Annotated in this window: 18 protein-coding genes and 1 riboswitch; of the genes, 12 read left to right on the top strand and 6 right to left on the bottom strand. The window is 34.6% G+C overall.

Annotated elements, in window-relative coordinates; all coding sequences use genetic code 11:
- Positions 1 to 103 precede the first annotated feature (103 nt).
- A complete protein-coding gene (locus tag AC0IXC_RS14850) occupies positions 104 to 964 on the top strand; it encodes a GNAT family N-acetyltransferase (protein WP_471653011.1) in 861 nt (286 codons plus the stop codon).
- Positions 965 to 998: 34 nt separating this feature from the next.
- Here AC0IXC_RS14850 and AC0IXC_RS14845 read toward each other — a convergent pair whose 3' ends face one another.
- Positions 999 to 1559, bottom strand: coding sequence for a cysteine hydrolase family protein (locus AC0IXC_RS14845; protein ID WP_137076495.1), 561 nt, complete (start codon positions 1557 to 1559; stop codon positions 999 to 1001).
- Positions 1560 to 1741: 182 nt separating this feature from the next.
- Between AC0IXC_RS14845 and AC0IXC_RS14840 the strand changes: the two genes are divergently transcribed.
- The gene (locus AC0IXC_RS14840; protein WP_001195213.1) at positions 1742 to 2002 is read left to right on the top strand and encodes a DUF6123 family protein; all 261 of its coding nucleotides are present in this window, start codon (positions 1742 to 1744) and stop codon (positions 2000 to 2002) included.
- A 2-nt stretch (positions 2003 to 2004) separates the two neighbouring features.
- Here AC0IXC_RS14840 and AC0IXC_RS14835 read toward each other — a convergent pair whose 3' ends face one another.
- From AC0IXC_RS14835 to AC0IXC_RS14825, 3 genes are all read right to left on the bottom strand, one after another.
- Positions 2005 to 2910 carry a DMT family transporter gene (locus AC0IXC_RS14835; RefSeq protein ID WP_078184218.1) on the bottom strand — a complete coding sequence of 302 codons (906 nt, stop codon included), beginning with the start codon at positions 2908 to 2910 and terminating at the stop codon, positions 2005 to 2007.
- Between the two features lie 13 nt (positions 2911 to 2923).
- Positions 2924 to 3310: a reverse transcriptase-like protein gene (locus AC0IXC_RS14830; protein ID WP_002011911.1), complete on the bottom strand. Its 387-nt coding sequence runs from the start codon at positions 3308 to 3310 to the stop codon at positions 2924 to 2926.
- 70 nt (positions 3311 to 3380) lie between these two features.
- On the bottom strand, positions 3381 to 4253 hold the full coding sequence (locus AC0IXC_RS14825; RefSeq protein ID WP_016101451.1) for an aldose 1-epimerase family protein: 873 nt from the start codon (positions 4251 to 4253) through the stop codon (positions 3381 to 3383).
- A 132-nt stretch (positions 4254 to 4385) separates the two neighbouring features.
- Positions 4386 to 4430: riboswitch (PreQ1 riboswitch) on the top strand.
- Between the two features lie 6 nt (positions 4431 to 4436).
- Here AC0IXC_RS14825 and AC0IXC_RS14820 point away from each other — a divergent pair.
- From AC0IXC_RS14820 to AC0IXC_RS14810, 3 genes are all read left to right on the top strand, one after another.
- Complete coding sequence (locus tag AC0IXC_RS14820; protein WP_471653010.1) at positions 4437 to 4925, top strand: QueT transporter family protein; 489 nt, start codon at positions 4437 to 4439, stop codon at positions 4923 to 4925.
- 124 nt (positions 4926 to 5049) lie between these two features.
- On the top strand, positions 5050 to 5709 hold the full coding sequence (locus AC0IXC_RS14815) for a ribonuclease H family protein (protein WP_471653009.1): 660 nt from the start codon (positions 5050 to 5052) through the stop codon (positions 5707 to 5709).
- 12 nt (positions 5710 to 5721) lie between these two features.
- The gene (locus AC0IXC_RS14810) at positions 5722 to 5898 is read left to right on the top strand and encodes a zinc-finger domain-containing protein (RefSeq protein WP_002011906.1); all 177 of its coding nucleotides are present in this window, start codon (positions 5722 to 5724) and stop codon (positions 5896 to 5898) included.
- A gap of 33 nt (positions 5899 to 5931) precedes the next feature.
- On the opposite strand, the gene AC0IXC_RS14805 is transcribed toward AC0IXC_RS14810, so the two are convergent.
- Positions 5932 to 6180, bottom strand: a complete 249-nt coding sequence (locus tag AC0IXC_RS14805; protein ID WP_002011905.1) for a DUF2564 family protein — start codon at positions 6178 to 6180, stop codon at positions 5932 to 5934.
- Positions 6181 to 6299: 119 nt separating this feature from the next.
- Positions 6300 to 6497, bottom strand: a complete 198-nt coding sequence (gene cspB, locus AC0IXC_RS14800; protein ID WP_002011904.1) for a cold shock-like protein CspB — start codon at positions 6495 to 6497, stop codon at positions 6300 to 6302.
- A 259-nt stretch (positions 6498 to 6756) separates the two neighbouring features.
- On the opposite strand from cspB, the gene AC0IXC_RS14795 reads away from it, so the two are divergent.
- The 7 genes from AC0IXC_RS14795 (at position 6757) to AC0IXC_RS14765 (ending at position 12953) form a co-directional block, all read left to right on the top strand.
- The gene (locus tag AC0IXC_RS14795) at positions 6757 to 7485 is read left to right on the top strand and encodes a YqcI/YcgG family protein (RefSeq protein WP_002141079.1); all 729 of its coding nucleotides are present in this window, start codon (positions 6757 to 6759) and stop codon (positions 7483 to 7485) included.
- 139 nt (positions 7486 to 7624) lie between these two features.
- Positions 7625 to 8257 (top strand): LysE family transporter, encoded by a 633-nt coding sequence (locus AC0IXC_RS14790; RefSeq protein ID WP_002030886.1) that lies wholly within the window; start codon positions 7625 to 7627, stop codon positions 8255 to 8257.
- Positions 8258 to 8276: 19 nt separating this feature from the next.
- Positions 8277 to 8570, top strand: a complete 294-nt coding sequence (locus AC0IXC_RS14785) for a hypothetical protein (protein WP_002011898.1) — start codon at positions 8277 to 8279, stop codon at positions 8568 to 8570.
- Positions 8571 to 8652: 82 nt separating this feature from the next.
- Entirely contained in the window at positions 8653 to 9282 is a 630-nt protein-coding gene (locus tag AC0IXC_RS14780) for a sterol desaturase family protein (protein WP_098636196.1), read from the top strand.
- A gap of 236 nt (positions 9283 to 9518) precedes the next feature.
- Positions 9519 to 9860 (top strand): DUF485 domain-containing protein, encoded by a 342-nt coding sequence (locus AC0IXC_RS14775; protein ID WP_471653008.1) that lies wholly within the window; start codon positions 9519 to 9521, stop codon positions 9858 to 9860.
- 2 nt (positions 9861 to 9862) lie between these two features.
- Complete coding sequence (locus AC0IXC_RS14770) at positions 9863 to 11413, top strand: solute symporter family protein (protein ID WP_002011892.1); 1551 nt, start codon at positions 9863 to 9865, stop codon at positions 11411 to 11413.
- 190 nt (positions 11414 to 11603) lie between these two features.
- Positions 11604 to 12953: an aspartate aminotransferase family protein gene (locus AC0IXC_RS14765; protein WP_113770062.1), complete on the top strand. Its 1350-nt coding sequence runs from the start codon at positions 11604 to 11606 to the stop codon at positions 12951 to 12953.
- Positions 12954 to 13001: the final 48 nt, after the last annotated feature.

Below are 13001 nucleotides of genomic sequence, written 5' to 3'. Positions count from 1 at the left end.
TATAGTCTTGGTCAAAATAGGATATGTGTGTGAGTGATAAAGGGAAACATGTACAAGTTGATTCATGCAGAATGGTTCAAACGTCTAAAGAAGGAGATGGGGAATGATTGAAGTGGAGATTAGGGTGGAGCGTCTTAGGAAAGGGAAAATAGAGGATATTGTAGCATTATCTTCTCATATTGGCTGGGATTACAACAGAGAGGAAATTGAGATGATTTTGAATACGGGTATAGTATATGGTGTAGTAAATGAGAGAGAAGAGCTTATTGCTAGCGCAGCAATTATACTATACGGGGAGACATTAGCCTCAATTGGAATGGTAATTGTACATCCAGATTATAAAGGAAGAGGGATTGGAAAGATAATAACGGATTTATGTGTTAAAAGCGTATTAACTCAAACCCCCATTATGCTTATTGCCACGGATGAGGGGAAAATTTTATATGAAAAACTAGGATTCAGGGCTGTTAGTTATGTTTCTAAATACATATGTAACTCGTACAATGCGAACTACCATTGTGTAGGAAATGAAGAGTATATTGTGAATTATGAAGAACGTGATTTAGAAGAAATAATACAAATAGATAAAGATGCATTTGGAACAAATAGAGAAGAGTTTTTAAAGTATCGAATTATTCAAAGTGAACAATGTATTGTTACAAAGGATGCACAACAAAATGTATTAGGTTACGGTTTAAGTATACAAACGCCAGAAAATAAAATAATAGGACCGGTCGTTGCTAAAAATGATGCGATGGCAATGAGAATGGTACATTATTTAGCAAGAGAGCATCATGGTAAATTAAGAATTGATGTACCAGAAGGAAAGAAAGGTTTCATGAAAGAATTAGAGATTACTGGTTTTCAAAAGGTTAATACCCCACCAATTATGATAAAAAATAGTAATCAATTTTTGAAAAGAAATGGAGAACTATACAGTATTGCAGCGCAAATTTTTGGATAAAAAAGAATCCTTTTGTGAAAAGGATTCTTTTTCGTTAATCACGATATTGGTCGTGAGTTGGCTGAAAGAGGTCTTCCTCGACATCTCTCACCATAGAAAAATGATCAACATTATAATGACCGTGTAGAGTTTTATTATGATGACCAATAATTTGCTCTGCAGACAATACGTCAGAATCAGTTGTGGAATGACCATTTTTAATTAATGTAACGTCAAATCCTTGTACAGTAGCTGTTCTAACTGCGGTGTCAATGCAATGTTCTGTTTTACATCCACCTATAACAATATGATTAATTTTTTCTTCTTTTAAAAGTTCAAGTAAAGAAGTGCCATAGAATGAGTTTGTTGCTGCTTTATTAATAAGGATTGCAGACTGAGGTACTTTAATTTGATTATGTACTTCAAATCCTTCTCCGCTACCAGAAGCAACATCGATATCTCTTACGAAAACAGTAAGGGCATTTGCATCTATTGCTTTCTGTACGGCTGTATTTAGTGTAGATAATAGCTCGGTTTTACGAAAAACTTCATTTTCTTGTTCATTTCCATCCATTAATTCTTGCTGAGCATCGATAATTAATAGTGCTTGTTTCATTCGATATCCCCTTTAATATAAAATAAATTCCACTTTACATATTCTTTTATATTGTAAGGAACTCCTTTTTTTTCTAAGAAGTAGACGATAGATTTACAAAGTTGTCAAATAAATTTCATTCTCATAGAGTATAAAAACATGTATGATAGGAAGTGGAGAATTTTTGAGTAGGTGGGAATATCATGCAAACAGTAGAAGATTATCTTTCATTCTTACATACGAAAGGATTTAAATTATCAGAGGAAGCACAAGGATTTATTATGTTCGGACAAGGATATACTGGTGCATCTGATGGGATTGTGAACGTAGCAATAGAAGCGACGATTAAACATCAATTACAGTTTGATGGCAGTTATTTTGTTGCGTTATTAGAACGATTGAAAGAAGAAGAAATTACAGATAAAAAAAGCGCTAAGGCTTTTATGCGGAAGTTACAAGCATAACTTCACGCAGCCTGCGCTTCTTTTTTTGTTTTGGAAGGTAATTCAACAAAAACCATACCTAGGAAAATACATAGACATCCAATAATAGCAGAAATAGAAAGCTGTTCATTTGCAACTAGAACGCCTGTTAATGCAGCAAAAACGGGCTCCATTGCGAAAATAATTGCTACTCTTGTTGGAGAAGTATGTTTTTGTGCCGATGTTTGAATGAAAAAAGCAATGGATGTCGCAAATAGGGAAGTTAGAAATAGAGCGAATAAAAAGGATTGATTCGTCCATAGTGAAACTGAAAATAATTTTTCCCAATCTTCAAACAAAAAAGCGCAAATAGAAGAAAATATACCGACAGCTAATACTTGAGAGGTGCTTAGTAATAAAGGTGATATTTTCTTAGAAAAGAAACCGTTAACAAGAATATGGGCAGCAAAAGCAACTGCACAACCGAGAACGAGTATATCTCCAATGTTTAATTGAAAAGAATCACCAGCCGTTAATAAGTATAAACCTGCTGTTGCTACAGCAATGCCAAGTACGATGAAAATGGTAGCTTTTTGTTTTAAAAAGATAAAAGACAAAATTGGTACCATAACGATACTAAGCCCTGTTAAGAAACCAGCTTTTGAAGAAGTTGTATAAAGTAAGCCGAATGTTTGTAATAAATAGCCAACACATAAAAAGAATCCAACAATCAATCCAGCGAGACTACTCTGTTTTATATCTTGTTTTGAAGCTTTTTTTGAGAAAATCATTTGAACGAATAATAAAATAATTCCAGCGAATAAAAAGCGAATCCCATTAAAAGTAAATGGACCAACGAAAGACATAGCATTTTGGACGACAACAAACGTAGCTCCCCAAATAAAAGAGACAAATAATAAAGCAAGAGGAGCAATCCAATCCTTTTTCACACTCATACCCCCGTTAATTTTGTAAGATAGCTTTCCTAGCCAATTCATCAGCAACTTTATTTTGACTACTTGGAATCCACTTAATAAAAAAGAGATCGAAACTTTTTATGTACTGCAGTGCTTCCTCTAATAGTGGTGCAAATATTTTATTTTTTGCGTATTCTTTTTCGACAGCTCGCTCGACAAGCTGCGAATCGGTACGAAAAGAGACAATGTTATAATTATGCTCCGTGCAATATTTTAATGCCGCAAGTAAAGCGTGGTATTCTGCTTCATGATTGGACATTGTCCCAAGGGGCAATGATAACTGTACAGCTGGTTGCACCCCTTTAATAAACACTCCTGCACCAGAAGGACCAGGATTTCCTTTTGATGCACCATCAATATATACTTCAATCAAAATGAGAAACCTCCAAATTATAAGATGATCCCCTACTTATATGTTTCTTTGAAGTAGGGGATAGAGTACTTTAGCCGATTGTAATACTATAACGACATGTAAATGTTTCATTCGCTTGTAAAGATTGAATTCCTTTTTTTTCCTTGAAATCTTTTGCCGGATTTACTTCATCAGCAATACCGTACCAAGGTTCAATACATAAGAAAGGTGCGTTTTCGCCTGGTGTCCATACGCCGACAAATGGGAATCCGTCAAATTCTACTTTTACAAATTTATTATGTTTATGAGAACGAATAGAGATTTCATTCGTATTCATATTTTCAAAAATAAGCGCATCATTTTTGAATAAATCGTATGTAAGTGGTAATTCATTCGTATTTTCAGCAATTAATTGTTTTTTACTTGAAAGATAAGGTCCTTCTAATACGCTTGTTTCTAAGCGTTCAGAACCATTAAATGCTAAATGATAATCAGTAAATGATTCGCCCTCTAATAAGGGGAAGTTGAAACCAGGATGTGCTCCGATTGAGAAGAACATCTCTTTTGAAGCAGGATTATTTACTTCATATGTTACATGAACGATTTGTCCGTCTAGCTCATAAGAAACGAGTAATTCGAATTCGTATGGGTATTTTTTTAATGTTTCTTCATTACTAGTTACAATATAAGTGATTTTCGTTTCACTTTGTTCTTGTACAGAGAATGTAAGATCACGAGCAAAGCCGTGTTGTGTTAAAGAATACGGTTTACCATCTACGTAGTATGTATTATCTACTAATCGGCCGACAATTGGGAATAAAATTGGTGCGCGGCGCCCCCAATAAGTAGAATCGCCTTGCCATAAGTATTCAGTGTTATCTTCTTTTAAGCGAACGCTTTGTAATTCTGCACCTTTGTCAGAAATGGAAACGATCACTTTTTCATTTTGAATTGTTGCTGTCATGAAGTGAAACCTCCTAAAACTTTCATATGTTTTATTATACGTTTTCTAAAAGAAAAAAGGTAGTTAATGATAGGAATCTATTGACGAGAGAGTGTCTATTGCGTAGAATATATTCTTGTTGCTTAAAAAACGAATAACGTGGTTCGAAACCATCCCACGTAAAAAAACTAAGGAGATTTTGTCATGAATATAAGGACATTAGTCGGTAATGGTATTTTAGCGGCATTATATATTGCTGTTTCTATGCTTATTCAGCCATTTGGCTTTACCAGTGTACAGTTTCGTATTTCAGAGATGTTTAATCATCTTGTTGTATTCAATAAGAAAGCAATTTACGGGATTGTATTAGGTGTATTTTTAACGAATCTCTTTTTCTCACCTATGATCGCTTATGATTTAGTATTTGGAGTAGGGCAATCCATTCTTGCATTACTTGCAACTATTATTTCTATGCGCTTCATTAAAGGTGTTTGGGCTCGTATGATTTTTAATACAGTTATTTTTACAGTCACAATGTTTATGATTGCAATTGAACTTCATCTTGCGTTTGATCTGCCATTTTTATTGACATGGCTAACTTGTGCAGTTGGTGAATTTGTTGTAATGGCAATTGGTATGCCTGTAATGTACTGGATTAATAAGCGAGTGCAATTTGAAAGATTTATACAATAGATGAAAGAGCTGTCCTTACTTAGGATGGCTCTTTTTGTATGTGATTAAATTGTATATAATACTGTGACTCTTGATAAAATATAATAAAATAAATATAAGAAGTCTTATAAAAGGGGAATCTAGTATGAAATATAAAATACATTGGTTGTATAAAACGAAGCGTGGTTTACAGACTGAATTAACAACAGATTATATGAACATAGAAGAAGTACTTCAATTTGCGGAGGATTTTGAGAAAACAGGTAGGGTGAAAGAACTTTTATTTTTCGATGAAATGGACGCGGAATGGTCATTAAAAGAAATGAAAAAACTGAGTAAGCAAGTGGAGGAAGATCCGCAAGAAATTCAAGTTTATTTTGATGGTGGTTATGATGTACAGACGAAAGAAGCTGGGGTTGGTATATGTGTATACTATAAAAAAGGAAATACAGATTATCGAATTCGTCGCAATGCATACATAGAAGGCATATATGATAATAACGAAGCGGAGTATGCAGCATTATTATACGGGATGAATACACTCGGGGAATTAGGAATTAAATATGAAGCAGTTACACTTCGTGGAGATTCTCAAGTTGTACTGCAGCAATTAGCTGGTGAATGGCCTTGCTATGATGAACATTTAAATCATTACTTAGATCAAATTGAACAAAAAGCGAAGCAAATGAAATTAAAGCTTATTTGTGAACCGATATCTAGAAAACAAAATAAAGAGGCACATCAATTAGCAGCGCAAGCATTAGAAGGGACGACAATTGATAGTCATAAAGAAATAACCGAATAGAGAGGTGCACACGTGAAGAAGAAGCAACTCATTACAGAGGTAAATGACTTATTAGAAACGTATTGCGGAGGGTGTTTCCTGCAGGAACATAATCGGAAAAATCATAGTAAATACTATGCCCATTCTTTTTGTATACGGCAATGTACGGTTGGAGAGAAGTTGAAAAAGTATGGAGAGCAATTGTCATAAAAAAACATCCAGAGAATTTTCTCTGGATGTTTTTTAGTGCTTCGCTTCATGTAATTGATGCTCGCATTTACTTAATTTTTTTTCTTCATTCATTAGAAATGGCTCATCTAAATCCGTTGCAACGGATTTCATGATTTCAAGCTGAGAACGAGCCGATTCTACTGCAGTAGTGGCATGCTCTAATGTGTCTGGATCCATTGAAATTGTTGCAGAACCTACCATTTTTTGTGCAGTTTCTACACGGAATTTTACCTCTTCAAAATCATTTACATGTGACCCCATTGTTATTGCCTCCTTTTTATTTTGCGCATTTCACATAGTTTTTGCTCTGGAAAACGGAAATATACAAAGGAATAACAAAGGAGGTTACCAAGTAAGGTAACCTCCTGTCATATGTGGGATTAAAGTTTTGCTACGTTAGCAGCTTGAGGTCCACGGTTTCCTTCAGTAATGTCGAAAGATACTTCTTGACCTTCCTCTAAAGCTTTGTAGCCGTCGCTTTGAATAGCAGAGAAATGTACGAATACATCTTCAGAGCCTTCCATTTCGATAAATCCAAAACCTTTTTCATTGTTAAACCATTTTACTTTTCCTTGCATGTCACAATTCCTCCTAAAAACGATTCCTTTTTTCATTTAGTGAAATTCATTAAAAAATAATAAAAATAAAAAATGCTATATTATCGAATATTCTGCTAAATGATTAATTTAAATATACATGAATTGGTAGAATTTAGTCAAGTAAGCGTTTTTAAAATTTTGTATTTTGAATTAATTTTTCTCGAATTTTTAAAAAGGTATAGGACAAGCCGAGTATGTAATATTCTTAAGTGAATGCTGTACATAATGAGGTGAAAGAATGGATAAGTCTTATTTATTAGATAATGAAGGGATGAAAAATAGAGTCGACATACCGAATTGGGTTGCAAAAGAATTTCATGATTTTTCGAGTGTCGTGTTAGAACCAACCTTCCCGTGTTATTTCGGTTTAACAGCTTTGAAGAAGAATGAACTTCGTTATTCATTTCTCTCTCATAATGATTGGAGTCATTTGCCCAATACAATGTTAACTTTTTTGGAGCTAATGAAAGAGCGGCCGATTGTAAGAAGAGGATTTTTTCTTTTTGTGGAACCGGAATGTGAAGAAAAATCAATCGAATATTATCGAGATTATTTTTGGAAAGTACTACAATATTTGCATGAACAAGATAATCAATTATGGCCAAAGCAAATCCCGAAAAATCCAGACCATCATTTATGGGAATTTTCATTTGGTGGTGAACCAATATTTGCATTTGGGAATGCGCCAGCTTATAAACAGCGAAAGACTAGGCATTTAGGAAATTCTCTCGTTATTGGATTCCAGCCACGAACTATTTTCGATGGATTAGAAGGAGATCGTCCTAAAGGGTCGTATTCAAGACAAATGGTCCGTGAACGAGTTGAAAAGTGGGATCAGTTGCCGAAGCACCCTAACATTAGTCACTACGGCGATCCTAATCATCGTGAATGGAAACAATATTTCATAGGGGATGATATTGAGCCGATTAAAGGTAAATGTCCTTTTCATCATAGAGTAGAGAAATAAGAGCCATCAATTGGATGGCTCTTTTGCATATTTTGGATAAAAAAGGGTATTGTATTAGTGAATAATTTTTATGAAAGCTAGTCTATTTTCTTTATTTGCATCATTACTTAATAGTAAAAGAAGTAGAAAGGATAGAGCGATGTTTGGAGCAATTATACAACAAATAGTATTAGGTATTTCATTAGCTGCACCTGTAGGTCCGATTAATATTGAAATGTTAAAACGAGGAATTGAACGTGGATTTTGGCATGCGTGGATTGTTGGAATCGGAGGAATGACTGCTGATATTTTGTTTATGCTGCTTATTTATTTTGGTTTATCTTCTGTGTTTATGTATACATATGTACAAGCTTTTATGTATTGCGCTGGTTTTTTCTTGTTGTTTTATTTAGGGTTTCAAAGTGTAAAACAAGGAATTTCTCACTCTAATATGGAATATAAACAAGAAGAGATAGGTGGACTTAAACAATCTTTTATGGCAGGATTTCTAATTGCGATATCCAATCCATTAAATCTCGTTTTTTGGTTTGGTATATATGGAAGTACACTTAGCTCGTTGCTTACAAAGGTAACGAAACAAGAAGCTTTTTTGTACAGTCTTTGTATTATTGTTGGTATTATTTTGTGGAATTTAAATATTGCTTTTTCTGTACATTTTGGAAGAACTTTATTAAAGAAAAAAGCACTTGGCTATATTACAGCCGGAGCAGGTATTATTTTAGTAGGATATTCTATCCATTTTGCATACAAAGCTTTACAGTTGTTCATATAAGATTGAAGGGGAGATTTTTATGTATCGAACCACTATTGACGGAAAAGAAATTATCATCACTTTAGCACCAAAAATCCGAAAAGAAATTACTGATAGGAATCCACTATATGAAGCGGTATTTAAAAATGCAGCAAGGTTACTGCAAACGAAACAACCAACGTTTGCGGTAAATCATGAAGTATTTGGTCTCATTATTGGAGAAGTACAAAGAGGAGAAGTAACAGTGTTTGCAGTAGAACACATTATTCCGAAGCAAAATATATTTGGTCCGAACACTTTTTTCTCGACAATAGAACAGCAGGCAAATTTGTAAAGTGAATAGAATAAGAATTAAATAGAAAAAAATGGTCGTAACGATATGTTGCGGCTGTTTTTGTGGAAAAGGGGGAAGTAAGATGAAGAGAGTGGTGAAAGAGTTTTTTTTACAACATGATATTGTTATTATGTATAGTGTTCTATTAATTTTTATTATTATTTTAAAAATGCAATTTTTCACATGGATTGGTATGTTAGCGTGTATGTTTGGGATTGTTTTTTATACGTTTAACGAATATATGACACACCGTTTTTTATTCCATTTAAAGCCGCCTAAAAACGCATTTTTATTAAAAATGTTAAGAAGATTACATTATGATCATCACGTATATCCAGATGATTTAAAACTTTTATTTTTGCCTGTATGGTTTAGTATACCTAGCTTTACTATATATTTACTTATAACGTATGGTATTACAAAAAGTGTTACTGTTACACTTTCATTCGGAATCGGAATGATTATCATGCTCCTCGTTTATGAATGGAAACATTATATTGCACATAAACCGATTCGTCCCTTCACTAAGTTTGGAAGATGGCTAAAAAAACAGCACATATTACACCATTATAAAAATGAAAAGTTTTGGTTCGGAGTTTCAAATCCAGTATTCGATTTTATATTTGGAACACTTAAAGATGGAAAAGACGTTGAATTAAGTGAAACAGCTCGTAATTTAGAAAAGGAGACAAAGAAAGAAGTAGTGCGATAAGCACTACTTCTTTCTTCTATTTTAATGGGAATAAAAGTTTAATCGAATCAATCAAATTTTATGTTAAAAAAGTATATTGGAAATTTAGGAGAAAATGACGAAAAATGTCTATCGAAAAATCTTTGCAGGAATGTACGGATTGTCTAAAATGAAAATAAGTTTCTGAATATTTATAAAATTTAGTCTTTGTGTATGCAAGGGGAATTGTATTTTAAGTTAAGAGAGGGGACCAGAGAATGAAACGAGATGATACGTCAGCACGTAAGTTAAAAAATGAGGTGAATTATACAGAAGTTGTTCAGTCTGAAGAGTTTCAATTGTTATTAAATACGAAAAAGAAGTTTATCATTCCAATGAGTATTTTCTTTTTAAGTTTTTTTATAGCACTACCTATTTTAACATCGTATTCAAAGGTGCTTAATACACCGGCGTTTGGTAATGTGACATGGGCATGGGTATTTGCTTTTGCGCAATTTATTATGACATGGTCATTATGTATGATTTACAGCAAGAAAGCCGAATCCTTTGATGAAATTTCGCGAAAAATTCTGCAAGATATGCAAAAAGGGAGGGGCTGACTTTGAATACTACTGCGTTTGCACTATTTTTAATTATTGTCCTTGGTACGCTCGTCATAACCTATTTTGCATCAAAAAAAACGAAAAATGCGAGTGAATTTTATACGGCTGGAGGGGGATTAACTGGCTGGCAAAATGGTCTGGCTATTGCTGGGGATTACATGTCTGCTGCGTCATTTCTTGGTATAGCCGGAGCGATAGCGTTAACTGGGTTTGATGGGTTCTTTTATAGTATCGGCTTTTTAGTTGCTTATTTAGTTGTTCTATATCTTGTCGCAGAACCGCTTAGAAATTTAGGGAAGTACACGTTAGCGGATATGATTGCGGCACGTTTTGATGCGAAAAAAGTTCGTGGTATAGCAGCGCTTAATACGATGACGATTTCAATTTTTTATATGATTGCACAATTAGTTGGTGCGGGTGCACTTATTAAACTATTATTAGGTATTGAATATACAACATCTGTATTAATCGTAGGTACACTTATGACTGTGTATGTTATTTTTGGAGGAATGACAGCTACGAGCTGGGTTCAAATTGTAAAGGCTGTACTACTTATGGCAGGGACATTTATTATTTCTGTTATCGTTTTCTCCAAATTTAATTTCAGTGTGACTGAAATGTTCGCTCACATGAAAACAGCTACTCCATTAAAAGATTCGTTTTTAAATCCAGGAGTAAAGTATAAGGATGGTCTTGATACACTTTCTTTAAATTTAGGACTAGTCCTTGGTACAGCGGGATTACCACATATTCTTGTCCGCTTTTTTACAGTACGTGATGCAAAAACTGCACGTCAATCTGTTGTATATGCGACGTGGTTAATTGGCGCGTTTTATATTATGACAATTTTCTTAGGGTTTGGGGCAGCAGCGTTTGTAGGAAATGAGGCGATTATTAAAGCAAACCCTGCTGGTAATATGGCAGCACCTTTATTAGCAAAAGCATTAGGCGGAGATTTCTTATTTGCTTTCGTATCAGCAATTGCTTTTGCAACTATTTTAGCTGTAGTAGCAGGACTTGTGTTAACAGCAGCATCAGCATTCGCGCATGATTTTTATAATGAGATTATCCGTAAAGGAAAATCAACGGAAAAAGAGCAAGTGTCAATGGCTCGTTATGCGTCTATTGGAGTAGCGATAGTATCTATTATACTTGCTTTATTTGCTCAGACATTAAACGTAGCATTTTTAGTATCACTAGCATTTGCGGTTGCAGCGAGTGCAAATTTACCGGTTATATTATTTACAATCTATTGGAAGCGTTTTAATACAACAGGAGCAATTTCTGGTATGATTGTTGGTCTTGTATCAGCGATTGTTCTTGTAGCGTTAAGTCCAAATGTTTGGAACCCAGTAGCTGGAAAAGCTATTTTTGTTGGAGAAGCGATATTCCCATATACGACACCTGGAATTATTTCGATCCCACTCGGGTTTCTTGCAGCATATTTAGGAACTGTTTTCTCTAGTAAGAAAGAAGATGCAGCGAAATTTGATGAAATTCTTGTGAAATCTAATACTGGTCATGGTATTAGTGATGCATCTTCGCATTAAAAAAAGAGGAGCTTTTCGAAATATAAGAAAAGCTCCTCTTTCTTTTGACATTTTCTTATAAATATTACTTTAATTTTGGTAGGATTTGTCTTGTATTTGTGGAATGAAAATAGGCAGGGAGAAATTTAACTCATCATGGCACCAGCGCAGCTTTGTGAAAAATAAGTTGTTATGGAAGGTGGAAGAAATGATGAAGACAAAACAAACCGATGAATTATTAGCAAAAGATGAGCAATATGTGTGGCACGGAATGCGTCCCTTTAGTCCAAGTAGTACAATGGTAGGGGCAAAAGCAGAAGGGTGCTGGGTTGAAGATATACAAGGAAAAAGATACTTAGATGGTATGAGTGGTCTTTGGTGTGTAAATAGCGGATATGGAAGAAAAGAGCTTGCAGAGGCAGCTTATAAGCAATTGCAAACATTATCATATTTTCCGATGTCACAATCACATGAACCAGCAATTAAGCTCGCTGAAAAGTTAAACGAGTGGCTTGGTGGAGAGTATGTTATTTTCTTCTCTAATAGTGGATCAGAAGCGAATGAAACCGCTTTTAAAATAGCAAGACAATATTATGCTCAAAAAGGTGAACCGCATCGTTACAAATTTATGTCACGTTATCGTGGTTATCACGGAAACACAATGGCAACGATGGCGGCAACTGGCCAAGCACAACGTAGATACCAATATGAGCCATTTGCTTCAGGTTTTTTACATGTAACGCCTCCAGATTGTTACCGCATGCCAGAAATGGAATCACAAAATATTTATGATGTAGAATGCGTAAAAGAAGTAGATCGTGTTATGACATGGGAATTAAGTGAAACGATAGCAGCATTTATTATGGAGCCAATTATTACAGGCGGAGGTATTTTAATGCCGCCACAAGACTATATGAAAGCTGTTCATGAAACGTGTCAAAAACACGGAGCACTACTTATAAGTGATGAAGTTATTTGTGGTTTCGGGCGTACAGGAAAAGCATTTGGGTTTATGAACTATGACGTTAAGCCTGATATCGTTACGATGGCAAAAGGTATTACGAGCGCATATTTACCATTATCAGCAACAGCTGTAAAAAAAGAAATTTATGAGGCATTTAAAGGAACAGGAGAATATGAATTCTTCCGCCATATTAATACATTTGGTGGAAATCCAGCGGCTTGTGCATTAGCGCTTAAAAACTTAGAGATTATGGAAAATGAAAATTTAATTGAGCGCTCTGCACAAATGGGTTCGCTTTTATTAAATCAATTAAAAGAAGAAATCGGAGAACATCCACTTGTTGGTAATATTAGAGGGAAAGGGCTATTAGTTGGAATCGAACTAGTAAATGATAAAGCGACGAAAGAACCAATTGATAACGACAAAATTGCAAGTGTTGTAAATGCTTGTAAAGAAAAAGGGCTCATTATTGGGCGTAACGGTATGACAACAGCAGGATATAATAATGTCTTAACATTGGCACCGCCGCTCGTTATATCAAGTGAAGAAATTGCTTTCGTTGTTGGTACGTTGAAGACGGCGATGGAGCGTATTTAATTAATTGAGCGAGCTGTAATATACAGCTCGCTTTTGTTTATTACGTGA

Source organism: Bacillus sp. AC266 (assembly GCF_979253805.1).
Note: the sequence above shows the minus strand (reverse complement) of the source record. Positions and strands in the feature narration are given on the sequence as shown.

Coding starts and splice junctions, on each gene's coding strand:
- AC0IXC_RS14850 (WP_471653011.1), top strand. CDS start 104: ATGATTGAAGTGGAGATTAGGGTGGAGCGTCTTAGGAAAGGGAAAATA.
- AC0IXC_RS14845 (WP_137076495.1), bottom strand. CDS start 1,559: ATGAAACAAGCACTATTAATTATCGATGCTCAGCAAGAATTAATGGAT.
- AC0IXC_RS14840 (WP_001195213.1), top strand. CDS start 1,742: ATGCAAACAGTAGAAGATTATCTTTCATTCTTACATACGAAAGGATTT.
- AC0IXC_RS14825 (WP_016101451.1), bottom strand. CDS start 4,253: ATGACAGCAACAATTCAAAATGAAAAAGTGATCGTTTCCATTTCTGAC.
- AC0IXC_RS14820 (WP_471653010.1), top strand. CDS start 4,437: ATGAATATAAGGACATTAGTCGGTAATGGTATTTTAGCGGCATTATAT.
- AC0IXC_RS14815 (WP_471653009.1), top strand. CDS start 5,050: ATGAAATATAAAATACATTGGTTGTATAAAACGAAGCGTGGTTTACAG.
- AC0IXC_RS14805 (WP_002011905.1), bottom strand. CDS start 6,180: ATGGGGTCACATGTAAATGATTTTGAAGAGGTAAAATTCCGTGTAGAA.
- cspB (WP_002011904.1), bottom strand. CDS start 6,497: ATGCAAGGAAAAGTAAAATGGTTTAACAATGAAAAAGGTTTTGGATTT.
- AC0IXC_RS14795 (WP_002141079.1), top strand. CDS start 6,757: ATGGATAAGTCTTATTTATTAGATAATGAAGGGATGAAAAATAGAGTC.
- AC0IXC_RS14790 (WP_002030886.1), top strand. CDS start 7,625: ATGTTTGGAGCAATTATACAACAAATAGTATTAGGTATTTCATTAGCT.
- AC0IXC_RS14785 (WP_002011898.1), top strand. CDS start 8,277: ATGTATCGAACCACTATTGACGGAAAAGAAATTATCATCACTTTAGCA.
- AC0IXC_RS14780 (WP_098636196.1), top strand. CDS start 8,653: ATGAAGAGAGTGGTGAAAGAGTTTTTTTTACAACATGATATTGTTATT.
- AC0IXC_RS14775 (WP_471653008.1), top strand. CDS start 9,519: ATGAAACGAGATGATACGTCAGCACGTAAGTTAAAAAATGAGGTGAAT.
- AC0IXC_RS14765 (WP_113770062.1), top strand. CDS start 11,604: ATGAAGACAAAACAAACCGATGAATTATTAGCAAAAGATGAGCAATAT.